Origin of the sequence: Pseudomonas sp., from assembly GCF_036387035.1 — a bacterium.
Lineage (GTDB): Bacteria > Pseudomonadota > Gammaproteobacteria > Pseudomonadales > Pseudomonadaceae > Aquipseudomonas.
In genome coordinates this window covers 23,987-47,855 of sequence record NZ_DASVUM010000075.1, presented here as the reverse complement: position 1 = coordinate 47,855, position 23,869 = coordinate 23,987, and the positions used below count along the sequence as shown (strand labels likewise).

22 protein-coding genes and 1 pseudogene are annotated in these 23,869 nt (G+C 60.8%); 14 read left to right on the top strand and 9 right to left on the bottom strand.

The features are described 5' to 3' along the window. The first annotated feature begins 79 nt into the window (after positions 1–79). Entirely contained in the window at positions 80–508 is a 429-nt protein-coding gene (locus VF672_RS06860) for a DUF4124 domain-containing protein (RefSeq protein WP_331102952.1), read from the top strand. Between the two features lie 3 nt (positions 509–511). Here VF672_RS06860 and VF672_RS06855 read toward each other — a convergent pair whose 3' ends face one another. Genes VF672_RS06855 through mrcB form a run of 3 tightly spaced genes read right to left on the bottom strand, consistent with a single transcriptional unit; the run spans position 512 to position 3,939 of the window. Next, positions 512–841, bottom strand: coding sequence for a YqcC family protein (locus tag VF672_RS06855; RefSeq protein WP_331102950.1), 330 nt, complete (start codon positions 839–841; stop codon positions 512–514). Next, positions 834–1,586, bottom strand: coding sequence for a hypothetical protein (locus VF672_RS06850; RefSeq protein ID WP_331102948.1), 753 nt, complete (start codon positions 1,584–1,586; stop codon positions 834–836). Before VF672_RS06850 ends, VF672_RS06855 begins: the two co-directional genes overlap by 8 nt. Before the next feature lie 31 nt (positions 1,587–1,617). Further along, positions 1,618–3,939 carry a penicillin-binding protein 1B gene (gene mrcB / locus VF672_RS06845; RefSeq protein WP_331102946.1) on the bottom strand — a complete coding sequence of 774 codons (2,322 nt, stop codon included), beginning with the start codon at positions 3,937–3,939 and terminating at the stop codon, positions 1,618–1,620. A gap of 133 nt (positions 3,940–4,072) precedes the next feature. On the opposite strand from mrcB, the gene VF672_RS06840 reads away from it, so the two are divergent. From VF672_RS06840 to VF672_RS06830, 3 genes are all read left to right on the top strand, one after another. Next, on the top strand, positions 4,073–5,608 hold the full coding sequence (locus VF672_RS06840) for an AAA family ATPase (protein ID WP_331102944.1): 1,536 nt from the start codon (positions 4,073–4,075) through the stop codon (positions 5,606–5,608). Between the two features lie 102 nt (positions 5,609–5,710). Then, positions 5,711–6,055 (top strand): pentapeptide repeat-containing protein, encoded by a 345-nt coding sequence (locus tag VF672_RS06835; RefSeq protein WP_331102942.1) that lies wholly within the window; start codon positions 5,711–5,713, stop codon positions 6,053–6,055. 238 nt (positions 6,056–6,293) lie between these two features. Further along, the gene (locus VF672_RS06830; protein WP_331102940.1) at positions 6,294–6,569 is read left to right on the top strand and encodes a TfoX/Sxy family protein; all 276 of its coding nucleotides are present in this window, start codon (positions 6,294–6,296) and stop codon (positions 6,567–6,569) included. A 193-nt stretch (positions 6,570–6,762) separates the two neighbouring features. Here VF672_RS06830 and deoC read toward each other — a convergent pair whose 3' ends face one another. The 4 genes and pseudogenes from deoC to VF672_RS06810 form a co-directional block, all read right to left on the bottom strand. Then, complete coding sequence (gene deoC / locus VF672_RS06825) at positions 6,763–7,539, bottom strand: deoxyribose-phosphate aldolase (protein WP_331102938.1); 777 nt, start codon at positions 7,537–7,539, stop codon at positions 6,763–6,765. A 191-nt stretch (positions 7,540–7,730) separates the two neighbouring features. Continuing rightward, the gene (locus VF672_RS06820) at positions 7,731–8,498 is read right to left on the bottom strand and encodes a heme ABC transporter ATP-binding protein (protein ID WP_331102936.1); all 768 of its coding nucleotides are present in this window, start codon (positions 8,496–8,498) and stop codon (positions 7,731–7,733) included. After that, complete coding sequence (locus tag VF672_RS06815) at positions 8,498–9,481, bottom strand: iron ABC transporter permease (protein ID WP_331102966.1); 984 nt, start codon at positions 9,479–9,481, stop codon at positions 8,498–8,500. The genes VF672_RS06820 and VF672_RS06815 overlap by 1 nt, the downstream gene beginning before the upstream one ends. Before the next feature lie 50 nt (positions 9,482–9,531). Further along, positions 9,532–10,422: pseudogene (locus tag VF672_RS06810) on the bottom strand (heme/hemin ABC transporter substrate-binding protein). Positions 10,423–10,592: 170 nt separating this feature from the next. On the opposite strand from VF672_RS06810, the gene VF672_RS06805 reads away from it, so the two are divergent. Further along, on the top strand, positions 10,593–10,922 hold the full coding sequence (locus tag VF672_RS06805; RefSeq protein WP_331102964.1) for a Rieske (2Fe-2S) protein: 330 nt from the start codon (positions 10,593–10,595) through the stop codon (positions 10,920–10,922). Here the strand turns inward: VF672_RS06805 and sfsA are convergent. Then, positions 10,900–11,643, bottom strand: coding sequence for a DNA/RNA nuclease SfsA (sfsA, locus tag VF672_RS06800; RefSeq protein WP_331102934.1), 744 nt, complete (start codon positions 11,641–11,643; stop codon positions 10,900–10,902). The genes VF672_RS06805 and sfsA overlap by 23 nt on opposite strands. Then, positions 11,643–12,815, bottom strand: a complete 1,173-nt coding sequence (locus tag VF672_RS06795; RefSeq protein ID WP_331102932.1) for a pyridoxal phosphate-dependent aminotransferase — start codon at positions 12,813–12,815, stop codon at positions 11,643–11,645. Before VF672_RS06795 ends, sfsA begins: the two co-directional genes overlap by 1 nt. Positions 12,816–13,163: 348 nt before the next feature. Between VF672_RS06795 and dksA the strand changes: the two genes are divergently transcribed. The 9 genes from dksA (at position 13,164) to panC (ending at position 23,867) form a co-directional block, all read left to right on the top strand. Next, on the top strand, positions 13,164–13,607 hold the full coding sequence (gene dksA, locus VF672_RS06790; RefSeq protein WP_331102930.1) for an RNA polymerase-binding protein DksA: 444 nt from the start codon (positions 13,164–13,166) through the stop codon (positions 13,605–13,607). A 174-nt stretch (positions 13,608–13,781) separates the two neighbouring features. Continuing rightward, on the top strand, positions 13,782–14,669 hold the full coding sequence (gluQRS, locus tag VF672_RS06785) for a tRNA glutamyl-Q(34) synthetase GluQRS (protein WP_331102928.1): 888 nt from the start codon (positions 13,782–13,784) through the stop codon (positions 14,667–14,669). Positions 14,670–14,789: 120 nt separating this feature from the next. After that, positions 14,790–14,966: a hypothetical protein gene (locus VF672_RS06780; protein WP_002552060.1), complete on the top strand. Its 177-nt coding sequence runs from the start codon at positions 14,790–14,792 to the stop codon at positions 14,964–14,966. Continuing rightward, the gene (locus VF672_RS06775; protein ID WP_331102791.1) at positions 14,950–17,904 is read left to right on the top strand and encodes a sensor histidine kinase; all 2,955 of its coding nucleotides are present in this window, start codon (positions 14,950–14,952) and stop codon (positions 17,902–17,904) included. The genes VF672_RS06780 and VF672_RS06775 overlap by 17 nt, the downstream gene beginning before the upstream one ends. A 22-nt stretch (positions 17,905–17,926) precedes the next feature. Further along, a complete protein-coding gene (locus VF672_RS06770; RefSeq protein WP_331102789.1) occupies positions 17,927–19,366 on the top strand; it encodes a sigma-54 dependent transcriptional regulator in 1,440 nt (479 codons plus the stop codon). Between the two features lie 759 nt (positions 19,367–20,125). Beyond that, entirely contained in the window at positions 20,126–21,517 is a 1,392-nt protein-coding gene (locus VF672_RS06765; RefSeq protein WP_331102787.1) for a polynucleotide adenylyltransferase PcnB, read from the top strand. A gap of 7 nt (positions 21,518–21,524) precedes the next feature. Next, entirely contained in the window at positions 21,525–22,007 is a 483-nt protein-coding gene (gene folK / locus VF672_RS06760) for a 2-amino-4-hydroxy-6-hydroxymethyldihydropteridine diphosphokinase (RefSeq protein WP_331102785.1), read from the top strand. Positions 22,008–22,218: 211 nt separating this feature from the next. Further along, entirely contained in the window at positions 22,219–23,019 is an 801-nt protein-coding gene (panB, locus tag VF672_RS06755; protein ID WP_331102783.1) for a 3-methyl-2-oxobutanoate hydroxymethyltransferase, read from the top strand. After that, positions 23,016–23,867, top strand: coding sequence for a pantoate--beta-alanine ligase (panC, locus tag VF672_RS06750; RefSeq protein WP_331102780.1), 852 nt, complete (start codon positions 23,016–23,018; stop codon positions 23,865–23,867). The genes panB and panC overlap by 4 nt, the downstream gene beginning before the upstream one ends. Positions 23,868–23,869: the final 2 nt, after the last annotated feature.

Genomic DNA, 23,869 nt, shown 5'->3' with positions numbered 1-23,869 from the left:
TCAAAAGGCACCGAATGAGGTCGTTGCGACACGCTTGTGATAGGTTTCCTGCCATTGCCACAGAAGTAAGGAACCGGGAATGCGCTGGATGATACTTGCCGCGACCCTGACAATCGCCATCGCCCCGGCGGTCGGCCAGGCGGCTCAGATATACAAATGGGTCGACGCTCAAGGCGTCACGCATTTCGACGCCCAGCCGCCCGCCGGACAGACAGCACAGGAAATCGACACCGCAAAGCCCGTCGCAGCACCGCCTGCCCCGCCACCGCCCAGTCAGGAAGGCGCGCGGGAGCAGGAAGCGGTTGATGCGAAAGTCAGGAAGCAAGTCGCCGCTCAGGAAGCGAAGCGCAAAGAGGGGTGTGAGGAACAGCGCACCAACCTCGCGCAGCTGCAGAACAACCCGCGGGTACGACAGGAGGTGAATGGCGAGTTCAGGCGGTTCACCGAAGAGGAGCGCCAGGCGCGCATCGCCGAGGTCAAGACGTACCTCGACGATCAATGCAACTGAAGGTCAGACGGACTCAACGATCAACCGGTCAAAGCCCTTCAGCAGCGCCAGCAACGCACGCGCCTCCTCGACACGGCTGGCGTAGACCATCTCTGCCATTTCCAGGATACCGGAGGCGGTCGGCAACGGCAGATCCTCCTCCAGGATGATCTTCATGCGCGGCAGGAATATCCATTGCAGCCACTGGTCGAAATCCAGCGTGTCGACGCAGAAGGGTTCACGGCTGGAAAGCGACTCATCACTGGGCGGCACTTCCTGCCACCATCCCAGCACCCGTAACTCGCGTTCAATCAACAGCAACTGATCGGCGATTTCCGGGAAGCGGTTATCCATTGGCTTTCTGCCGTGCGAGCGCTGCGCCTGCTGCATCACCCTGCTTCTCACGCGACTGGGCAATCAGGCCCCAAAGACTGGCTTGCAGGCTTGCGCGGCCATTGGCGTAGGTCAGACCACGGCGCGCCAATTGCTCAGCCTGAGGCGCGTCGCCCTGGGCCAGGCGCACCTGCGCCAGACGGTAAAGGACCTGCGGCTCACGGGGAGCGACGCGTTGCGCCCGCTCAAGGCTAGAAGCTGCGCCGTTGAGATCGCCACCGGATTGCTGCTGCTGAGCGGTGGTCAGCAAGGCCAGTACAGGCCCATCCAACTGCTCGTCTTCCGACAACCCGCCGCTGGATGCAGACGGAATGCCGGTCGGCGCTGAGGCAGGCATATTGTAGGTGTTGCTGGTCGCTGGCGGCGTGTAGGTGTTGTTGACCGGCGCCTGGGTGGCGGGCGCCGTCGTGATCGGTGCGGTGCTGATCGGTGCCGTAACCGGTGGCACGAAGGTCGAGATAGGCGCGCCACTGGCGTTGGCACCGCCGGGCACCATCACCGTAACACCGGAATCTTCCTGGATCGCCTGCGACTGCGCCGGCGCTTGCACCGGAGCCCGGTACGTGTTGTTGCGTGTCGACGAGACGCGCTCGCCGTTGGACACGCGCGACCCTGAGTCCACCACCGGGATCGCACTGCGCGTCTGGGACGCGCAACCATTGAGCAAAGCCAGAGCCGTTACCGCCGGAATCCACCACTTGTTCACGTCACATCCTCTTTGCTTAATTCAACCAGGCTCAATTCAACCAGCCCTTGACCCAGTCCATCACCGAATCGGCAGGCGCTGACGGCCCACCGCAGGTCGGGCCGGGTTGCGGCTCACTGCCGCGAATATACGGCATCTGGACGGCGTTCGGGCAGCTGGCGTCGGTGCCTTCCCCAGTACTGGCATTGACCCAGGCCTGCACGACGTTGTCCGGCATGGCCATGTCCAGCGGCAACGGATCGGCCTTCTTCATGAAGCTGGTCCATATCTGCAAAGCACCGGTAGCCCCAGTAAACGGGGTCTTGCCGTTGTCATCGCGGCCCATCCAGACGATCGCCAGCAAATCCTGGCTGAAGCCGGCAAACCAGCTGTCGCGGGAGTCGTTGGTGGTGCCCGACTTGCCTGCCAGATTCAATGTGCTCGGCAGCACGTTGTACACCGATTTACCCGTGCCTTCGCGCATCACCCGCTGCATGGCGTTCTGCAGGAGATAGATCGAGCCCGGGTCGAAACGTTGCTGAATCTGGAACGGATAGCGCTTGAGCGGCTCTCCTTCGGCGGTCAATACGCTGCGAATGCCGCGCAATGGCGTATTGAAGCCGCCGCTGGCGATGGTCTGGTACATCGTCGCCACTTCGATGGGCGTCAGCGCGCCAGCGCCCAGGAGCATTGACGGGAACGCCGGCCACTCGCGGGTCACGCCCAGTTTGGTCAGGGTTTTGAAGACGTTCGGGATGCCCAGGTCCAGGCCTAGCTTCGCGCTGGACAAGTTGTAGGAATGCGCTAGCCCCTGATAGAGAAAGATGTTGCCGTGGGCCTTGTGGTCGTAGTTCTGGGGCTTCCAGATCTGGCCGTCGGCGCCTTTTACCTGGAAGGGTTCGTCCGGCACCCAACTGGTCAGCGTGTACTGCTGCGGACGTTCGAGGGCGGTCAGGTAGATGGCCGGTTTGACCAATGAACCGATCGGCCGGACGGCATCCAGCGCACGATTGAAACCTGCAAAACCTGTTTGTCGGCTGCCGATCAGCGCCTGGACCTCACCTGTTTCCGGATTGGTCACGACCATGGCCGATTCCATCTCGTCCGCGCCCTTGCGCCCGGAAATCTTCGCGAAACTTTCACGCACGGCAGCTTCGGATTTCATCTGCAGAATCGGGTCAAAACTGGTGAAGATCCGCAGGCCCTCCTCGGTCAAATCCTCATCGCGGTAGTCCTGCCGCAGTTGGCGCTTGACCAGATCAAGGAAGTCCGGGAACGAGCTGTCCGCCAGCGAACCGGTTTTGGTCACGCCCAGCGGCATTTTCTTGGCCGCTGCGACCACATCCGGCGTTGCAACCCCCTGTTGTTCCAGCAGATCAAGGACCAGATTGCGGCGCTCCAGCGCACGCTCGGGATTGCGACGCGGGTTGTAGTAGGAAGGTCCTTTGACCAGACCGACCAGCAAGGCGACCTGATACAGCTTCAGCTCCGACAGCGGCTGGCTGAAGAAATACTGACTCGCCAGACCAAAGCCGTGAACGGCACGCTGACCGTCCTGCCCCACAAAGACCTCGTTGAGGTAGGCCTCAAGGATCTCCTGCTTGCTGTAATGGATCTCCAGCAGAACAGCCATCATCGCTTCGGTCAGCTTGCGGGTAATGCTGCGCTCGTTGGTGAGATAGAAGTTTTTGACCAACTGCTGAGTCAACGTCGATCCGCCCTGGCGCATCTGCCCAGCGGATGCGTTGATCCAGAATGCTCGCACGATCCCCTTCGGCGATACACCGAAGTGGTGGTAGAAGTCCCGGTCTTCCACCGTGACGAGCGTGTCGAGTAAATAAGGAGGCGCCTGATCGAGCTTGATCAGAATCCGGTCCTCGAGATTCTTCGGATACAAGCCGCCGATGGTCAAAGGCTCAAGCCGCGCAACGGCAAGCTTGGCGCCGTTGGCGGAAGTTAGCTCCGCGACGTAATCGCCCGAGAACCGCACATGGATCTGCTGCGCCGGGTCGGCGCCTTCGTAAAACTGGAAGCCGCGGGTATTGAGGTCAACGACGTTGCCGCTCACCGCTGCAGCGCCTGGCCCGTTCGCCACGCTCTCACGGCGGTAGCCCAATGCGTCGAGCTCCAGGAGGAAATCGTCACGTGAAAGCTTCTGCCCGACAAACAGCTCCAGTGGCCGTGCATACACTTTGGCCGGGATGGTCCAGCGCTTGCCCGAGAATTTTTCCTGAACGATGGAGTCCAGGTAAACGGCGAAGCAGCCAAGGATCACCAGCCCGACAAGACTGAGTTTCAGGGCCCAGCCCAACAGGCTGCGCAGCCGGCTGTTGGTGGGTTTGGGGGATTTTTTGGGGGTGCGGGATCGGGTCATGGCGGCGGATTATACGCACTTTCATAGGCCCCGACAGACCACGCTTTAAGCGGTTTGCAGCAATGTCTCGAGCGGCCATAATGACCGCCTTTCGCTACTTCTCCATCGACTTATCACCTTTCAAGGATCGTCCGTGAGCCAGACACTGATAGCCGCGCTGCAAAACCCCGCCCTGTTTCCTCATCCGGTCGAACAGTTTCAGGTCATCGAGACGCATATTTCCTGGGTGCTGCTTACCGGCCCGTACGTCTACAAAATGAAGAAGCCGGTCAATTTCGGCTTTCTGGACTTCACCAGCCTGTCCGCGCGCCAGCATTTCTGTGAGCAGGAACTGATGCTGAACCAGCGCCTGACGGACGATCTGTATCTGGAAGTGCTGCCTGTCACCGGTACCATCGAGGCGCCGCAATTGAATGGTGAGGGCGAAGCGATCGAGTACGTGCTGAAAATGCGCCAGTTCCCACAGGACGGGTTGCTCAGCACTTTGCAAGCCAAAGGCGAGCTGACCACTGCCCACATCGACGACATGGCCCGGCAGATCGCCGAGTTTCATCTCAAGACGCCCCAAGTCCCGATGGAAAACCCCCTCGGCAGCCCTGACAGTGTGATGGCACCGGTCACGCAGAACTTCGAGCAGATCCTGCCTTTCCTCAGCGAAAAGTCTGACCTTATCCAGCTGGAAGCGCTCGAAGCGTGGGCGAACACCAGTTTCGAGCGCCTCAAGCCTTTGATGAACCAGCGCAAGCTGGACGGTTTTGTTCGCGAATGCCACGGGGACATTCACCTGGGCAACGCAACGCTAATCGATGGCAAGGTGGTGATCTTCGACTGCATCGAATTCAACGAGCCCTTCCGCATGACCGATGTGTACGCAGACATCGGCTTCCTGGCAATGGACCTCGAAGACCGTGGCCTGAAGAGCCTGTCTCGTCGGTTCGTCAGTCAATACCTGGAGCTGACCGGCGATTATGCGGGCCTTCAATTGCTCAACTTCTACAAAGCCTACCGCGCACTGGTGCGGGCGAAGGTGGCGCTGTTCAGCCTGAATGCCGACGCTGACCAGGTGCAGCGCGCCGCGACACTGCGCCAATACCGTAACTACGCCAATCTCGCTGAGAGCTACAGCGCCATCCCGACCAACTTTCTGGCGATCACTCACGGCGTATCCGCTGTCGGCAAAAGCCAGGTTGCCATGCGCCTGGTCGAAGCACTGGGTGCCATCCGCCTGCGTTCGGATGTCGAGCGCAAGCGTGAATTTACCGACCACAACGACCTGTACTCCGCCGAAGTCAGTGCCGCAACCTACCAGCGCTTGAATGAGCTGGCCGGTGTTGTTCTTCGCGCAGGCTTGCCTGTGGTCATCGATGCAACGTATCTGAAGCTCGCGCAGCGTCAGGCGACCGCGCAGATCGCCGAAGCGATGGGTGTTCCGTTTCTGATAATTGACTGCGCCGCGCCCAAGGCAGTCATTGAAGGGTGGCTAGCGCAGCGTCAGTCGCAGAACCAGGATCCTTCCGACGCGACCATGGAAGTCATCGACGCGCAGCTGGCCAGCCGCGAGGCACTGACCGCTGACGAGATAGTGCGCAGCAGGCACGTCGAGACCAACGTCAGTGGCGATTTGGATACGCTGGTCGCGGACATTCGCCAGCATCTGCCGGGGCTCTGATAACCCCGACCCACCAGTGGTCGAGTCGTGAAGGATATCGCTTCACGGCTCGACGCTGGTGGCATTATAGTGGCGTCAGAATTCCAACAAAGGAGACGGCACATGAACCAGCCCAAGCAGCTCGACTCGCCCCTGTTCGCGCTACTGCGAAAAGACGACGTGACGACCTTCAACCTTGAACGGCCCGATCAGGGTCCCGTAGACCTGTCAGGCGGAGATTTTCGCGGTCTCGATCTGCGTGAACTCAATGCTGACGGGATCGATTTCAGTGATGCCTATTTCAGGTCCGCAGACCTGCGAGGCGTTGATTTCAGGACGACAAAGCTGGAAGGCGCGAGCATCGCTCATGCGCAAATCTCCGGTGCATACTTCCCGCCTGAACTGAGTGCCGACGAGATATTGATGTCGGTCAACTTCGGTACGCGCCTGCGTTATCGCACTCGCTAGCGCTTATCGCACCGTCCAGGACATAAACTTGCCCCCCGCCCCGCATGCGCAGCCATGCAGGCCCCTGCCCCCTTATCTTTCTTACCCCTACCGTTCGGCGGCGACTGCGGCATTCCGGTTACATCCCTACACACCGACACTCGCGGCCGTCTACGCTCAAGAGCATGGCTCGTCTTTTCAGTTTGCGTCGGGTCACTGGAGAAGTTATTTCACGGAATGAGCGGATGGGTTCGCGATTATGGACGATGAGCTGCTGGGTATGAAAAATCTGGGGAAAACCTCGGTTCAATGGCTTCACGCGGCGGGTATCCACAACACCGCCGACCTGCGCCGCCTTGGTGCAATCCAGGCCTACCGGGCCGTTAAAGTCAGGGGGTTTCGCGCCTCCAAGGCACTTCTTTACTCGCTGGAAGGCGCATTGCTGAATCGCCCTTGGTGTGAGCTGCCTCTGGAGCGCAAAGAGTTCCTGGACAACGAGCTAAAGAGCCGACTCCAGGCGGTAGGGGAACCATGACATCAGGCAGGTAAAAAGAATGCAGAACGCTGTTGACTTACAAATGAGAATCACTATGATTATCACATCCGGTCGCGAGACTGGCCGATAACCTGAAAGGCTCCTTGGTTCGGACTCTCAGATTATCTCCTCATCAGGCTAATCACGGTTTTTGACCCGGCTCTTTGCCGGGTCTTTTTTTGCCCGCGGTATGTTAAGCCCCTACGCCCAGACGAACCAACAGATCATCCAGCAGGCTGGTCGCCCCCAGCCGCAGCCTTCCCTGCTCCACCCAACGCGGGCCGAATCGTGCCTTGACCAAATCCATATGGACGCGCGCTTCGTCGAGCGTCCGCACATTCCCTGAAACGTTGATACCCACGTGCGCGCCCGATTCGGCAATGGCCGCGATTAAGATTCGGCTGGCCTGGGGCGTCGCACTGACGATCTGCTTGCCGGTGCTGGTTTTAAGAAAACTGGCACCTTCCTGAATCGCCACACAGCTGGCCCCATGGATCACCTGCGGATCGCGCAGCACGCCGGTTTCCAGCGTGACGGTCAACGCCGCCCGACCGCACTTGGCCTTGCAGGCGCTGACGATGTCGGCGCCAATCTGCCTGTCTCCGCCAAGCAGCGCATGAAAGGGATAAACCAGATCGACTTCGTCGGCGCCCGCAAGGATTGCCGCCTGGGTCTCCTGCTCGGCCAGGCTGACAGAAGGTGAACCCGTCGGGAAATTAACCGCGGCCACAACCATGATTTCCCGTGCTTGAAGGTTGTCCAGCGTGCGCCGCGCCAGTCCTGCGAATCTGGGCAGCACGCAGACGGCGGCCACATGCCCGACCGGCGTCAGGGCTCGTTGACACAAGGTAATGATCTTTTCTGGCGTGTCGTCAGCATTCAAAGAGGCCAACTCCATCAGGCCAATGGCCTGCTGCGCCAAGAACTGATCCACCTCGAACCTGCCAATCGCTTCGCTTATGTCGCTCATCACACATCCTCAATACCTTAGGCTGGAGGCGACGATAATCGAGATCGCCTGCCCCCAAGCGGGCACTAAGACGCAAAAGAGCAGGACTACATCATTACAAGAATTGTCCGAAGGACATTGCCCGCAAGCGCTTAAGAATGGGGGGCGTGACGTCATTAAAACAGTCGAAGTCTGCTGCTGCCAGGCACTCGTCAGCGAGCAATTACCAGCGGATGCCCGCGCTCCGGGTGGGGCTGCACCAGAACATCCAGACCGAATACCGATTCCAACGCTTCAGGCGTCAGCACTTGCTGTGGGGTGCCGGACAGAGGCGCGTTGCCCTGATTCAGCAACAACAGTCGGTCGCAATAGCGGGCGGCCAGGTTGAGGTCGTGCAGGATCACCATTACGGCGCCTCCACGGTCAGCGAACGCCCGAACGGCCAACAGCGTGGTGTGCTGGTGCAGCGGATCGAGCGCCGACGTTGGCTCATCCAGCAACAGAACCTGACCCTCCTCCCCCGGCCACACTTGGGCCAGCACGCGGGCCAGATGAACCCGCTGGCGCTCACCGCCCGAGAGCGTCAGGTAACTGCGAGCCAGCAGGTGCAGCGCATCGGCGGCGGCAAGGCAATGCTGGACGATCTCGTCGTCGAGCTGCTGGCCGCTGGCATGAGGCAAGCGGCCCATTGCAACCACCTCCTCAACTTTAAACGCAAAGTTCAATGTCGAGATCTGTGGCAGCACAGCCAGCCGCCGCGCCCGCTCGGGTCCGCGCCATTGATCCAGGGGAAGGCCATCCAGTAACACTTGACCATGGGTCGGGCCGAGTTCGCCGCACAGAGCCGCCATCAATGTGCTCTTGCCGGCGCCATTGGGGCCCAGCACGCCAAGCACCTGCCCAGGTGCCAACGCCAACTCCACGTTGGCGAGCACCCGCTTGCCGTCACGCATGACGCCGAGGTCTCTGGCAATCAACATCAGCTGCGCCCTCGGACCAACAGAAAAAGAAAAAACGGCGCGCCAATGAACACGGTAACAATCCCGATGGGCAGTTCCGCCGGCGCCATGACCAGCCGGGCGAACAGGTCGGCAAAAAGCAGCAGCGTCGCGCCTGCCAGCGCCGAGGCGGGAAGCACGACGCGATGGTCCGGCCCGGTCAGCAATCGCACCAGGTGCGGTACGATCAGGCCGATAAAACCGATAAGCCCCGCCGCCGCAACGGCTGCCCCCACGCCGAGCGCGATGCACAGAATCAGCTCGCGCTTGAGACGTTCGACGTCGATCCCCAAATGACGCGCTTCCGACTCTCCAAGCAGCAGCGCATTCAGTGCGCGGGCTCGGCGCGGCAGCCAGAGGATCACCGCCGTGCACACCAGCAGAAGCGGCCAGAGCCGGACATAGCTGGCGCCGTTGAGGGTGCCCAGGTTCCAGAACGTCAGCGTCCGAAGGCTGGCGTCATCGGCGAGATACGTGAACAGACCGATGATCGAGCCGGCCAGCGCAGTCATCGCCACACCCGCCAGCAGCATCGTGCCAACGCTGGTCTGGCCATCGCGACGTCCGAGCCGATAGACGATTGCGGTGACCCCAAGCCCACCGGCGAAGGCGCAGACTGACAGCAGATAAGGTTGCAAGGGCTCGGGCAAACCGCCCAGCGAGGCCCCGGCGACAATGGCCACCGCCGCACCCAGCGCCGCGCCGCTGGAAACCCCGACCAGACCGGGATCGGCGAGAGGATTTCGAAACAGGCCCTGCATCGCAACGCCTGACAACGCCAGTACTGCACCCACCGCCAGCCCGAGCAACGTACGAGGCAGGCGGATTTGACCCACGATCAGTTCCGCCTGCTGCAGATTATCCTGTACCACGGGAAGGCCCGAGAGACGAAGGAGCGCGCGCACGGTATCCAGCATCGGCACATTGACAGGGCCGAGCGCGAGGGACAGCCATATCGCCAGCAAACAGGCGAAGCCCAGCAAGATGAACAGCGTTTTGGGGGCGAGATATCGCTTCATCGGGGAGGAGAAACCCGGGCGTTTTGTGACAGAGCGTTTGGATAAAAAGCGGCTGCCAAGGCGTTCACTGCATCCGGCAAACGGGGCCCCAGACCGCCCACCAGCAGCGTGGGATCGATCTCCACGACGCGGCTATCCCGAAAGGCCTTTGTCGTCCCGAGCAACGGGTTTTCACGCAGCAATGCGTCGCGGGTCCGAACGCCGCCTCGCGCCCGATCACTGACGACGAGGACGTCAGGATCGAGTCCGCTCATCGCCTCTGTGGAAAACACTTTGTAGCCTGTGTGAGTCGCCAGGTTTCGGCCGCCCGCCTGTTTGACCAGCCAGTCCCCCACCGTGTTTGCGCCGGCAACCATCGGCGCGCCGCCTGCATGACTGACCAGCAACAGCACACCTGGCGCAGGTCGCTTGAGCTGCGTCACTTACTCATGTTCGGCCGCAAGCCGCTGGATGTATTGATCGGCCAGCTGTCGGGCCTGGCCCTCCTTGCCCAATAGCGCGCCTAGCCGTTCCAGGTTGGCCTGTACCGCAGGCAGTCCTGCACTCGCCGACAGAACCTCGACTTGCACGCCCGCTGCGCGCAGCTGCTGAATGACCGGCGGTGGGCCCATTTCCTCGGTGCCCAGCAGCATCTGCGGACGCAACGTGAGGATGCCTTCCGCCGACAATTGTCGCTGGTAGCCGATGCCAGGCAGCGATTGGACTGACGTCGGGTGCTGGCTTGTGCTGTCCACACCAACCAAACGAGATTCGCCGCCCAGGGCGACAATCCATTCCGTTAAAGCGCCTCCGGCACTGACCCAGCGTTGCGGCGCGGTTGCAGCCGCCGAGGCCATGTGGGCAAGCAACAGGCCCACAACGAGCGCGATCAGCCTGATGAAGCGCATAAAAGGTCCGTCCTCTATTAAGAAAGGCGCAGTCGATCACCCTGGGGGCGCCACCGGCGAGGTTTCGTTCATCGACTGGCGGGTTGGACTACTGGCAGAATGCGAAGCCTGCTGCGGCCAGGCATTTGATAATTATTTGCATTTGAGCGTCAAGCGCCAAGGAGATCCTGCTGAAATACCTGTGCGACAGCGCTGCGCTGATTGAAGGCAAAAGCCTCGGATTCGACATTGATGCGCTAAGGATTCTGGCCGTGCGGCGAGCGGGTCAGGTCTACGTGTACGCCAATCGGTGCCCCCATCGCGGGGTGCCGCTCGAATGGCAACCGGATGCCTTTCTCGATACCAGCGCCAGCTTGATTCAGTGTGCCACCCACGGCGCTCTGTTCCTGATCGAAAGTGGCGAGTGCGTGGCGGGACCTTGCGAGGGAGAATCCCTGAGGGCGATCGACTGCGGCGAAGACGCTCAGGGCATCTGGATCAATCCAGCGGCACCGGACTGAGCGCACGCGTTTCCGTGAGGTGAATCTCGAGGCGCCGGTCGATGCGTACTTCGTCAGGGGTGAGCTGCACGCCATACGCAAGGAGCTCAACTCCCGCCGCCGCCGCTTCTTGCAAGGCGGCAGCGTAGGCAGCATCGATTTCGGCAGCGGGCCGCACGGCATCGATGCCTGTCAGGTTCACGCAATACAGCAACACCGCCCGCACGCCCTCCCGGGCCAGCGTCGCCAACTCCCGCAGGTGCCTGGCGCCCCGCTGGGTCACTGCATCGGGAAACGCAGCCACACGGCTGTCATCAAAACCCAGGGTCACACTTTTGACTTCCAGGTACAGCGGGCCATCGGGGTAATCCAGGCGGAAGTCGACGCGGCTGTTTTCCTGACCGTAGGCGACTTCGCGCTTCAGCGCTGTAAAACCCGCCAGCTCCTCAATTACGCCGGCCAGGAGCGCTTCTTCAACCAGCCTGTTGGCGCGCGCGGTATTGACGCAAGCGAGACGGCCCTGTGGCGTTTCAGTGATTTCCCACGTACCCGGCAGCTTGCGTTTGGGGTCGTTGGAGCGGCTGAACCAGACCCGACCACCCGGCATCATGCAATTGAACATCGAGCCCGTGTTCGGGCAGTGAATGGTCAGCTGCTCGCCGCTGGGCGTCTCGATATCCGCCAGGAAGCGCTTGTAACGCTTGATCAGCCGACCCTCTTCAAGGGGAGGAGAGAAACGCATCAGCCTTGCCAGCTCCGCAGACCGCGGGCGATCCGCTCGACCGCCTCCTGAAGCCGAGGCAGACTTTGGGTATAGGCGAAGCGAACATGATGGCTGGCCCGGTACCGACCGAAATCCAGCCCGGGTGTAAACGCAACGTGCTCGGTTTCCAGAAAATGGTGGCAGAAGGCGAACGCGTCGCCACCAAATGCGCTGATGTCTGCGTATAGATAGAAGGCGCCTTCCGGCTCCACGGCAATCACGAAGCCCAGCTCGCGCAGCGCAGGAAGAAGGAAGTCGCGACGGCGTGCAAACTCGGCACGGCGCTGTTCGAGGATGTCGAGGGTTTCCGGCTCGAAGCAGGCCAAAGCTGCAGATTGCGCCATGCTCGGCGCGCTGATGTAAAGATTCTGCGCCAGTTTTTCCAGATCGCCGACCGCCGCCTCGGGGGCCACCAGCCAACCGAGCCGCCAACCGGTCATGCCGAAATACTTGGAAAAACTATTCAGCACGAACGCGTCGTTATCGACTTCCAGCACGCTGCTTGCGTCGGTGCCGTAGGTCAGACCGTGGTAAATCTCGTCAACCACAAGGTGGCCATCCCGCGCCTTGAGCGACGCCGAGAGCGCGGCGAGCTCGTCGCGGTGCAGCAATGTCCCGGTCGGATTGGCTGGCGACGCCACCAGTGCGCCGACGCTGTCCTCGTTCCAGTGCTGAGCGACCAGATCGGCGGTCAGCTGGTAGCGCACGTCCGGCCCAACGGGTACCAGTTGGGCGGCGCCCTCGACAAGGCGCAGAAAATGCCGGTTGCACGGGTATCCCGGATCGGCCAGAAGCCAGTGCTTGCCCGGATCGACCAGCAGACTCGCCGCCAGCAATAACGCGCCCGAGCCGCCCGGCGTGATCAGGATTCTGCCGGGATCGACATTCACGCCGTAGCGCTGAGCATAGAAGGCAGAGATGGCTTCGCGCAGTTCTGGCAGACCACGGGCCGCGGTGTAACGGGTTTTGCCAGCGGCCAGCGCTGCCTGCCCGGCCTTGATAATGGGCTCGGCCGTGGTGAAATCCGGCTCGCCAATCTCCAGATGGATGACGTCATGCCCCGCCGCTTGCAGCTCGTTCGCCCGCGCCAGCAGCGCCATGACATGAAAAGGTTCGATGGCGCGGCTGCGCGCACTATAACGCTGGGGCATTGGCCTTCCTCTGGAGGGGTGGGCGAGACAGGTCGACGATTCTACCCGGCCGCTTGAGCGGGCTACAGCGTTAATCAGCACGTGCTGACGCGATTCCGGCCGGCAGTCCAGAAAACTCCGGACTTACGCTGCAGGCACTAAACTCACGGCACGGCAAAATAGATAAAACCGGGCGGTCAGGCTGTGGTCATAGTTGACGAGCGTGCTGCAGGCCATCCTCGACAACCGGGAGTAGCGCGCTCCGATTCGATCTGGTAAGTTCGCCCGCTTGCAGCCGCAGGGCCGGCAGGTGTCGGCGATGGATCTTAACCTGTGTAATGGCTTAGAAGAGTGAGAGGCGGTCCGTTCATGCCCACCGAAGAAAAGCAAAAGAGCACCCCGGCAATCAGTGGTTTCGAACCCTACGTCGCGACGAAGGGCGAGGAATACATGGGCGACCCGATGCGCCAGCACTTCACCAAGATCCTGTCCAAGTGGAAACAGGAACTGATGGTAGAAGTCGACCGCACGGTTGTTCACATGAAGGACGAAGCGGCTAACTTCCCTGACCCTGCTGATCGTGCAAGCCAGGAAGAAGAATTCGCGCTGGAACTGCGTGCCCGCGATCGCGAGCGCAAGTTGATCAAGAAGATCGACAAAACGCTGCAGCTGATCCAGGACAAGGAATATGGCTGGTGCGAATCCTGCGGCGTCGAGATCGGGATCAAGCGCCTTGAGGCCCGCCCAACGGCCGACATGTGCGTTGACTGCAAGAGCCTCGCTGAAATCAAGGAAAAACAGGTCGGTAAATAACCTGTTGCCCCAGCAAAGGGACGCTTCGGCGTCCTTTTTTGTTTCCTTGCCCGGAAAACCGGCTACGCGAGTACTCATGCTGGAAATGACCGCCGAGCTGCGTAGCGTTTTCCCACACGACTGGCCTGGCGGTCCGGTATTTCGTACGTTTCATTTCCAGTACCATCTGCGCCCATGAAAACCCCCTCTTATATAGGGCGCTTTGCGCCGACTCCCAGCGGTTATCTGCACTTCGGCTCCCTGGTCGCAGCGCTGGCCTCCTACCTCGACGCCCGCTCGGTGGGCGGAAAATGGCTGATGCGCATGGAAGATCTCGATCCTCCCCGTGAAGTTCAGGGCGCACAGGCGGGTATCCTGCAGACGCTGGAGGCCTACGGATTCGAGTGGGACGGCGAAGTGGTGAAGCAAAGCGATCGGCATGAGGCGTATCAGGCAGTCATCAATCGCTGGTTCGGCCATGGGCTTGCCTATGCCTGCACCTGTTCGCGCAAGCAACTGGAAGCCTACAACGGCGTTTACCCGGGCTTTTGCCGAGATGCGGGGCATTCGCCCGAGGATGCGGCCATCCGGATCCGGGTGCCTGAATTGCACTACCGCTTCGAAGACCGGGTGCAAGGCGAGTTTCGTCAGCATCTGGGCCGCGATGTGGGCGACTTTGTCATTCGTCGCCGGGACGGCTTTTACGCCTACCAACTGGCGGTGGTGCTCGACGATGGCTGGCAGGGCGTAACCGAGATCGTCAGGGGCGCTGATCTGCTCGACTCAACGCCTCGTCAGCTGTACCTGCAAGAACTGCTGGGCCTGCCGCAACCGCGCTATCTTCATGTGCCGCTGATTACCCAGCCCGACGGTCATAAACTGGGCAAGTCCTATCGCTCGCCGCCATTACCGCCCGATGGGGCCACGCCGCTGCTGCTTCGAGGGTTGCGCGCGCTGGGGCAGAAGACGCCGGCTGAACTGAACCACGCTACACCCCGAGAAGTCCTGGACTGGGCCATCGCACACTGGGCGGCCGATTCGATACCCCGCCTCGGCTCCATTGAAGAAGCTCAAATAGACTGAGCCTGGGCGGCCAATTCAAAACCATGCAGCACAAAGCTGGCGGAAACGTCGCTTGCAGCCCCTTCGCCATCCGTTACCATGCCGCTCCGTCATCTTCTGGTCAGTCAACCTGGAGGCCAAATGTACATTTACCGATTGGTCCTGCTGCTGGTGGTGGGCATCTATCTGTTTTCCCCGGCCATCATGGACTGGTGGATCGACGCTACGGGCGCCTGGTACAGGCCGTACATGCTGTGGCTGATTCTGATCGTCGTGACCTTCATTCTGCAGAGCCAACGAGATGCCGATGAGCTTTAGCCTGACCCAGATGATTCTGGTCAGTGCCGCCTACCTGACGGTGCTGTTCGGAGTCGCCTGGATCAGCGAACGTGGCCTGATTCCGCGCTGGATCATCCGTCACCCGCTGACCTACACGCTGTCATTGGGCGTGTACGCCAGTGCGTGGGCGTTTTACGGCACAGTGGGCCTGGCGTACGAGTACGGCTACGGTTTCCTGTCGAGTTATCTGGGGGTATCCGGGGCTTTCCTGCTCGCACCCGTTCTGCTTTACCCCATTCTCAAAATCACCCGCACGTACCAGCTTTCTTCACTGGCCGATCTGTTTGCCTTCCGCTTTCGCAGCACCTGGGCCGGGGCACTGACCACCATCTTCATGCTCATCGGCGTCCTGCCGTTACTGGCGTTGCAGATCCAGGCCGTGGCCGACTCCATTGGCATTCTTACCCGGGAGCCTGTGCGCAACTACGTGGCGCTTGCGTTCTGCGTGCTGATCACGCTGTTCACCATCTTCTTCGGTTCGCGCCACATCGCCACCCGGGAAAAACACGAAGGACTGGTGTTCGCCATTGCCTTCGAGTCGGTGATCAAACTGGTCGCCATCGGCGGCATCGGTCTCTATGCGCTGTATGGCGTGTTTGATGGGCCGCAAAGCCTCGAACAATGGTTGCTGCAAAATCAGAGCGCCCTTGCGGCATTGCACACGCCCCTGCAGGAAGGCCCGTGGCGGACGCTGCTGCTGGTGTTCTTCGCCTCGGCCATTGTGATGCCGCACATGTATCACATGACCTTCACCGAAAACCTCAACCCGCGTTCCCTCGTCAGCGCCAGCTGGGGTTTGCCACTGTTTCTGCTGTTGATGAGTCTGGCGGTGCCGCTGGTGCTGTGGGCCGGGCTGAAACTGGGCGCCACCACCAGCCCTGAATATTTCACCCTCGGTATCGGCATCGCCGCGCACAGCAAGACTCTGGCGTTGCTCGGCTATGTCGGCGGGCTGTCTGCGGCGAGCGGGTTGATCATCGTCACCACACTGGCGCTGTCTGGCATGGCACTGAATCACCTGGTGCTGCCGCTTTATCAGCCACCCGCCGAAGGCAATATCTATCGCTGGCTGAAGTGGACCCGTCGTGGCCTGATTGTCGCGATCATCATGGCCGGCTTCGGCTTTTATCTTTTGCTTGGCGCCAAGCAGAATCTGGCGAATCTGGGCATCGTTGCTTTCGTGGCGACGTTGCAGTTTCTGCCTGGGGTGCTGTCGGTGCTGTACTGGCCGGCTGCCAACCGACGCGGGTTCATGGCCGGCCTGATCGCCGGTATCGCGGTCTGGACGATCAGCATGCTGTTGCCGCTGATCGGTAACTTCCAGGGGTTCTACATTCCCCTGCTGAACATGATTTACGTGCTGGACGACACCAGCTGGCACATGGCGGCCATCGCGTCACTGGCGGCCAACGTGCTGGTGTTCACCCTGATTTCACTGTTCAGCAATCCCAGCCCCGAGGAAGCGAGTGCGGCGGAGGCCTGCGCGGTAGACAACGTTCGTCGACCGCAGCGGCGCGAGCTGCATGCCGCCTCGCCGCAGGAGTTTGCGACCCAGCTCGCCAAACCCTTGGGGGCGAAAGCGGCTCAAAAAGAAGTCGAACAGGCGCTACGGGATCTTTATCTCCCCTTCGACGAACGTCGGCCTTACGCACTAAGGCGCTTGCGCGACCGGATCGAAGCCAACCTCTCCGGGCTGATGGGGCCAAGCGTTGCGCAGGACATGGTCGAGACGTTCCTGCCGTACAAGTCCGGCAGCGAAAACTACGTCACCGAAGACATTCACTTTATCGAAAGCCGCCTTGAGGATTACCACTCCCGCCTCACCGGCCTGGCTGCCGAGCTGGACGCCCTGCGCCGTTATCACCGCCAGACCCTGCAAGAGTTGCCGATGGGCGTGTGCTCCCTGGCCAAGGACCAGGAAATCCTGATGTGGAACAAGGCCATGGAAGAGCTGACCGGCATTGGCGCTCAGCGCGTTGTCGGGTCACGGCTCGAAACCATCGTCGATCCCTGGAAGCAGCTGCTGCTGGGGTTCATCAACGTTCCGGACGAACACTTGCACAAGCAGCGCCTGGCTCTGGACGGCCAGACTCGCTGGCTCAACCTGCACAAGGCGGCCATTGACGAGCCACTTGCCCCGGGTAACAGCGGGCTGGTGATTCTGGTTGAGGACCTGACCGACACCCAGATGCTCGAAGACAAGCTAGTGCACTCCGAGCGCCTCGCGAGCATTGGCCGACTGGCGGCCGGCGTGGCCCACGAAATCGGCAACCCGATCACCGGCATCGCCTGCCTGGCGCAAAACCTGCGCGAAGAACGCGAAGAAGACAGCGAACTGACGGAAATCAGCAGCCAGATCATCGAGCAGACCAAGCGCGTTTCTCGCATCGTGCAGTCGCTCATGAGCTTCGCCCATGCCGGCGGACATCAACATGCCGACGAGCCCGTATGTCTGGCAGAGGTGGCGCAAGATGCCATTGGTCTGCTGGCGCTAAACAGGCGCAATTTCGAAGTGCAATTCTATAACCTGTGCAACCCGAACCACTGGGTCGATGGCGATCCACAGCGGCTGGCGCAGGTGCTGATCAACTTGCTGTCAAACGCCCGCGACGCTTCACCTGCCGGCAGCGCGGTGCGGGTGAAAAGCGAGGCTTCCGAGCACACAGTCGACCTCATTGTCGAGGACGAAGGCACCGGTATTCCGAAAGCGATCATGGACCGCTTGTTCGAACCTTTCTTCACTACCAAGGATCCGGGCGAGGGAACAGGACTGGGCCTTGCGCTGGTCTATTCCATCGTTGAAGAGCATTATGGACAAATCACCATCGACAGCCCGGCTGACCCCGAGCACCAACGCGGAACCCGTATTCGGGTGACCTTACCGCGACATGTCGAAGCGACGTCCGCCGTGAACTGAGACCGTCGAGAGAACCGAATCAATGCCTCACATTTTGATCGTTGAAGACGAAACCATTATCCGCTCCGCCCTGCGTCGATTGTTGGAACGTAATCAGTACCAGGTCAGTGAAGCCGGATCCGTGCAGGAAGCTCAGGAACGTTTCAGCATCCCCTCGTTTGACTTGATCGTCAGCGATTTACGTTTGCCCGGCGCCCCCGGCACCGAGCTGATCAAGCTCGGTCAGGGCAAGCCGGTGCTGATCATGACCAGTTACGCCAGCCTGCGCTCGGCCGTGGATTCGATGAAGATGGGCGCGGTGGATTACATCGCCAAACCCTTCGACCACGACGAAATGCTTCAGGCCGTTTCGCGCATCCTGCGGGATCGCCAGACGCTGCAAAGCATGCAGGCCGAACGCGCCGCCACCAGCAAGGCAGCGACCGGCGACAAGGCCGGCCCGGACAACAGCAACGGCGAGATCGGGATCATCGGTTCGTGTGCGCCGATGCAGGACATGTACAGCAAAATTCGCAAAGTGGCGCCGACCGACTCCAACGTGCTGATTCAGGGCGAGTCCGGTACGGGCAAGGAATTGGTGGCCCGCGCGCTGCACAATCTGTCGCGTCGCGCCAAAGCCCCGATGATTTCGGTCAACTGTGCGGCGATTCCCGAGTCCCTGATCGAGTCCGAGTTGTTCGGCCACGAAAAAGGCGCATTCACCGGTGCCAGTGCCGGTCGTGCGGGTCTGGTTGAAGCGGCGGACGGCGGCACTCTGTTTCTTGATGAAATCGGCGAGCTGCCGTTGGAAGCACAGGCGCGACTGCTGCGTGTTCTCCAGGAAGGCGAAATTCGCCGGGTGGGTTCGGTGCAGTCGCAAAAAGTCGATGTGCGCCTGATCGCAGCGACACACAGGGACCTCAAGAGCCTGGCCAAAGTGGGCCAGTTCCGTGAGGACTTGTACTACCGCCTGCATGTCATCGCGTTGAAACTGCCCGCCTTGCGTGAGCGCGGCGCGGACGTAAACGAGATCGCCAACGCCTTTCTGGCGCGGCAGAGCGTCAAGGCCGGACGTAATGACCTACGGTTTGCGCCCGATGCCGAGCAGGCCATTCGGCACTATTCGTGGCCCGGTAACGTGCGGGAGCTGGAGAACGCTGTCGAGCGCGCGGTGATCCTTTGCGAAAGCCCTGATATCTCCGCAGAGCTGCTGGGCATCGACATTGAGCTGAGCGACCTGGACCCCAACGAGTTCATTGGCCTTGCGCCTCAGACGGGCAGCTCGGCGAGTTCTACCGCTGGCGAGCCGACCGAGGACTTGTCGCTGGAAGACTATTTCCAGCACTTCGTGCTTGAGCATCAGGACCACATGACCGAAACCGAGCTGGCTCGCAAGTTGGGTGTCAGCCGCAAGTGCCTGTGGGAGCGCCGCCAGCGCCTGGGTATCCCGCGCCGCAAGACCGGCGTGGCCAGCGAAACGTGAGTGCATCCCTGCGCGAGGCTCTGGCACGCGGGTTACGGGCGATGTGAAAAAACTGTTACCGCGAAAATGACGACGTAACAAAACCGGGGCGTACGGTAACGAATCCCCGGTTTTTTTTCGCCTTCGCAAAATAGCGTCAATTTGCCACACCCTTGATTTCAGGCGCCTGTAGGCCGTTTTGCAAAAGTTGGCACAGGTGGTGCTATAGGTATTCGTACAAGAACAACAAAAATCAGTCACCCGCAAAACCAACACAATAAAAACAAGACGAATCGACTCACGCATAACAAGAACAACACGGCGGAGGCGCAGCTAACTGATTCTTTTGGAGAGGCGTTGCATTTGGGACTTGTCCCGCAACCAGGCCGAGAACAACAAAAAACTACCCTTAGGTAGAGCCTGAACTGGTTGGATCGATAGATCATTGCCGCACAGCGACCAAAGCAATCCGTTTGCTCTTGACTCCCGATTGGGAGGTTTCACAGGCGAAAGCCGTGAATTGGGCGGTCAACAAAAATAAAAAGCCCATCAGACAATAAAAATAAGAGCACGCACTTTGGGGGAGCTTCGGCTCCCCCAGTAGCATCTGCAGTAATCCACGTACCCTCTCGATACCCCCCGCCCCGCTGCGCATTCAGCACCTGCACACCCCCATCGCGCTGCCTCCTACACCATCCCTCGACTAAATGCTAGAATCCCCGCCCATCGTGCGGTCACTCTTCAAGAATTGGCCGAATATTCCTTCAAACAGTGCCTCCCATGCTGAAGAAGCTGTTCCAGTCATTCCGTTCCCCACTGCGCAAGCCGCTGCAACATGTGCGCACAACGCCTGAAGTGCTCAGCAGCAGCCAGCATTCGTTGCAACGCAATCAATTCAGCCGCTACGCGGTGAACATCGTCGAGCGCCTGCAGACCGCCGGGTATCAGGCCTACCTGGTCGGCGGCTGTGTCCGCGACATGATGCTCGGCATCACCCCAAAGGACTTCGACGTCGCCACCAGTGCCACGCCCGAACAGGTCCGCGCCGAGTTTCGCAACGCCCGTATCATTGGCCGCCGCTTCAAACTGGTTCACATCCACTTCGGCCGTGAAATCATTGAGGTCGCGACGTTCCGCGCCAATCACCCGATCGACGACGAAGACGAAGACAGCAATCAGTCTTCGCGCAACGAGAGCGGTCGGATCCTGCGTGACAACGTTTACGGCACTCTGGAAGACGACGCGCAGCGCCGCGACTTCACCATCAACGCGCTTTATTACGATCCGGTCACCGAGCGTGTGCTCGATTACGCCAACGGCGTACACGACATCCGTAATCGCCTGATCCGTCTGATCGGGGATCCGCAGCAGCGTTACAAGGAAGACCCGGTGCGCATGCTGCGGGCCGTGCGTTTCGCCGCCAAGCTCGATTTCGGCATCGAGAAGCACAGCGCCACGCCGATTCGCCCGCTGGCGCCGATGCTGCGAGACATTCCTTCGGCGCGTCTGTTTGAAGAAGTGCTGAAGCTGTTCCTCTCAGGCTACGCCGAGGCCACGTTCGAAATGCTCGTCGACCTCGAACTGTTCGAGCCGCTGTTCCCGGCCAGTTCCAAAGCGCTGGAATACAATCCGACCTACACCCATACGCTCATCAGCGAAGCCCTGGCCAACACCGATCTGCGCATCAAGCAGAACAAACCGGTCACGCCGGCGTTCCTGTTTGCCGCCTTGCTGTGGCCTGCCCTGCCCGCCCGCGTGCTGCGTTTGCAAGAGCGTGGCATGCCGCCGATTCCGGCCATGCAGGAAGCGGCCCACGAGCTGATCACCGAACAATGCCAGCGGATCGCGATTCCAAAACGCTTCACCATGCCGATCCGCGAGATCTGGGACATGCAGGAACGTCTGCCGCGTCGTTCGGGCAAGCGCGCCGATCTGCTGTTGGAAAACCCGCGTTTCCGGGCCGGCTACGACTTCCTGTTGCTGCGTGAATCCGCAGGCGAAGAAACCGACGGCCTGGGTGAATGGTGGACGGAATACCAAGACGCCAACGACGCCGGACGCCGCGAGATGATTCGTGACCTGGGCAGCAAGCCCGACGCCACCGGCCAAGGCCCGCGCAAACGTCGTCGCAGCAGCAGCGGCAAGCGCAAGCGCGCTGACGGCGCGGAATAACGACCCGATGATCGAGCGCGTTTACGTCGGCCTGGGCAGCAACCTGGCCGACCCCGCCGAACAGTTGCGCGAAGCAATCAGAGCCATGGGCCTGTTGCCGGAAAGCCGCGTGTCTGGAGTGTCCTCTTTCTATGTCAGCGACTCGTTGCTGCCGGGTCAGCCGCGGTACACCAATGCGGTCGCTGCGCTCGACACCTCGCTCCCCCCGCTTACGCTCCTTGACGCCCTGCAAGGCATTGAAAACGATCAGGGCCGTGTACGCCTTGAACGCTGGGGGCCGCGCACGCTGGACCTCGACATCTTGCTGTTCGGGGATCGCCTCATCGATGAGCCGCGCCTGAAAGTGCCGCATGACCAGATGCAGCAGCGCGCGTTCGTGCTTTACCCGTTGGCAGAGCTGGCGCCCGGAATAATCCTCGCCGATGGCCGCGCGCTGGACGATTTGCTCGGCCAGTGCCCGTTCTCGGGCCTGGAGCGACTACCGCGCTGATGACAGTTCTGCGGGCACGCTGAAGCCCGCAATACCCGGAATTGACTTCCCGCCCCCTCCTCACGAAGATAAGCGTCCCAAAGCCGGACGACCGGCCACAAGGCGCGGAACAGGCCGTTGCAAACATCGCAGAACGACGATGTGCCTGCCTCCCAAGATGAATCACGCGTCGCTCGCCGCAGTATTCACAGCGCCTGAATGAGGACTTTTCATGCCCGATATCACTGTTACGTCCCTGCTGGCCCTGAAGCAGAAAGGTGAAAAAATCACCATGCTCACCTGCTACGACGCGACCTTTGCCCACACTGCCAGCCAGACCGGCGTCGAAGTGCTGCTGGTCGGCGACTCGCTGGGCATGGTCCTCCAGGGCCACGACAGCACGCTGCCCGTCACCACCGCCGAAATGGCGTACCACGTGGCCGGCGTCAAGCGCGGCAACCAGGGGGCGCTGATTCTGGTCGATTTGCCGTTCATGTCCTACGCAACCCCCGAGCAGACGTTCGCCAACAGCGCCACGCTGATGCAAGCCGGTGCGCACATGGTCAAGATCGAAGGCGCTGCGTGGCTTGCCGATTCGATCCGGTTGCTGGCCGAGCGCGGCGTCCCCGTGTGTGCCCACATGGGGCTGACGCCCCAGGCGGTAAACGTGCTGGGCGGCTATAAAGTACAAGGTCGTCAGGAGTCGCAGGCGCGGCAGATGCGGGCCGATGCCATTACGCTGGAGCAGGCGGGCGCTGCGATGATTCTTCTGGAGTGCGTGCCCAGCGAGTTGGCCGAGGAGATCACCCACGCCGTAAAGATTCCGGTGATCGGGATTGGCGCCGGCAGCGCCACCGATGGTCAGGTGCTGGTGCTTCACGACATGCTCGGCCTGTCGATCACCGGCCGTGTGCCCAAGTTCGTGAAGAATTTCATGGCCGGCCAGCCGGACATTCAGTCGGCAATTGCCGCCTATGTCAGGGCGGTCAAGGACGTCAGTTTCCCCGCTACAGAACACGGATTTTCGGCATGAACACAGTAAAAACCGTTCGCGAGTTGCGCGCCGTTGTCGCGCGTGCACGCAGCGAAGGCAAACGTATCGCTCTGGTGCCCACGATGGGCAACCTGCACAGCGGCCACATCGCCCTGATCACCAAGGCCGTCCAACGCGCTGACTTCGTGATCGCCAGCATCTTCGTCAACCCGCTTCAGTTTGGTCCGACCGAAGACCTGGCGTCTTATCCGCGCACGCTGGCTGCCGATCAGGAGCAATTGCTTCAGGCCGGTTGCCACCTCTTGTTCACGCCCACGGTCGAAGAAATGTACCCCCATGGCATGGCCAATCAGACGATTGTCCGCGTGCCGGTGGTGTCCGAAGGTTTATGTGGCGGCAGCCGCCCGGGCCACTTCGACGGCGTGTCGACCGTGGTCAGCAAGCTGTTCAACATGGTCCAACCGGATCTCGCGATTTTCGGTCAGAAGGATTTTCAGCAGCTGGCCGTCGTCAACGCGTTGGTGCGCGACCTGAACATGCCCATTCAGATCATCGGCGAACCCACCGTGCGGGCTGCCGACGGCCTGGCGTTGTCGTCGCGCAATGGTTACCTGACTGAAGACCAGCGCGCTGCAGCGCCTGCGTTGTACCGTGTGATCAAACAGATTGGCGCAGCCTTGCAAAATGGCGAGCAGGACCATCGGCAATTGATCAGCGACGGCATCAGCGCACTCGAAGCGGCGGGCTTTCGCGCTGACTATCTGGAGATTCGCAATGCGGTCAACCTGCGCCCCGCGACCCCGGATGATCATGATCTGGTGGTACTGGGCGCGGCATTCATGGGCAAGACCCGCCTGATCGACAACCTCCATCTGGTCAAGGAATAAGC

Bases quoted from the DNA above. Each gene is read 5' to 3' on its own strand.
- gluQRS (WP_331102928.1), top strand. From the start codon at position 13,782: ATGAAAACCCCCTCTTATATAGGGCGCTTTGCGCCGACTCCCAGCGGT.
- VF672_RS06775 (WP_331102791.1), top strand. From the start codon at position 14,950: ATGCCGATGAGCTTTAGCCTGACCCAGATGATTCTGGTCAGTGCCGCC.
- VF672_RS06860 (WP_331102952.1), top strand. From the start codon at position 80: ATGCGCTGGATGATACTTGCCGCGACCCTGACAATCGCCATCGCCCCG.
- VF672_RS06855 (WP_331102950.1), bottom strand. From the start codon at position 841: ATGGATAACCGCTTCCCGGAAATCGCCGATCAGTTGCTGTTGATTGAA.
- VF672_RS06765 (WP_331102787.1), top strand. From the start codon at position 20,126: ATGCTGAAGAAGCTGTTCCAGTCATTCCGTTCCCCACTGCGCAAGCCG.
- mrcB (WP_331102946.1), bottom strand. From the start codon at position 3,939: ATGACCCGATCCCGCACCCCCAAAAAATCCCCCAAACCCACCAACAGC.
- panC (WP_331102780.1), top strand. From the start codon at position 23,016: ATGAACACAGTAAAAACCGTTCGCGAGTTGCGCGCCGTTGTCGCGCGT.
- VF672_RS06830 (WP_331102940.1), top strand. From the start codon at position 6,294: ATGGACGATGAGCTGCTGGGTATGAAAAATCTGGGGAAAACCTCGGTT.
- VF672_RS06820 (WP_331102936.1), bottom strand. From the start codon at position 8,498: ATGTTGATTGCCAGAGACCTCGGCGTCATGCGTGACGGCAAGCGGGTG.
- sfsA (WP_331102934.1), bottom strand. From the start codon at position 11,643: ATGCGTTTCTCTCCTCCCCTTGAAGAGGGTCGGCTGATCAAGCGTTAC.
- VF672_RS06795 (WP_331102932.1), bottom strand. From the start codon at position 12,815: ATGCCCCAGCGTTATAGTGCGCGCAGCCGCGCCATCGAACCTTTTCAT.
- dksA (WP_331102930.1), top strand. From the start codon at position 13,164: ATGCCCACCGAAGAAAAGCAAAAGAGCACCCCGGCAATCAGTGGTTTC.
- panB (WP_331102783.1), top strand. From the start codon at position 22,219: ATGCCCGATATCACTGTTACGTCCCTGCTGGCCCTGAAGCAGAAAGGT.
- VF672_RS06835 (WP_331102942.1), top strand. From the start codon at position 5,711: ATGAACCAGCCCAAGCAGCTCGACTCGCCCCTGTTCGCGCTACTGCGA.
- VF672_RS06780 (WP_002552060.1), top strand. From the start codon at position 14,790: ATGTACATTTACCGATTGGTCCTGCTGCTGGTGGTGGGCATCTATCTG.
- folK (WP_331102785.1), top strand. From the start codon at position 21,525: ATGATCGAGCGCGTTTACGTCGGCCTGGGCAGCAACCTGGCCGACCCC.
- VF672_RS06770 (WP_331102789.1), top strand. From the start codon at position 17,927: ATGCCTCACATTTTGATCGTTGAAGACGAAACCATTATCCGCTCCGCC.
- deoC (WP_331102938.1), bottom strand. From the start codon at position 7,539: ATGAGCGACATAAGCGAAGCGATTGGCAGGTTCGAGGTGGATCAGTTC.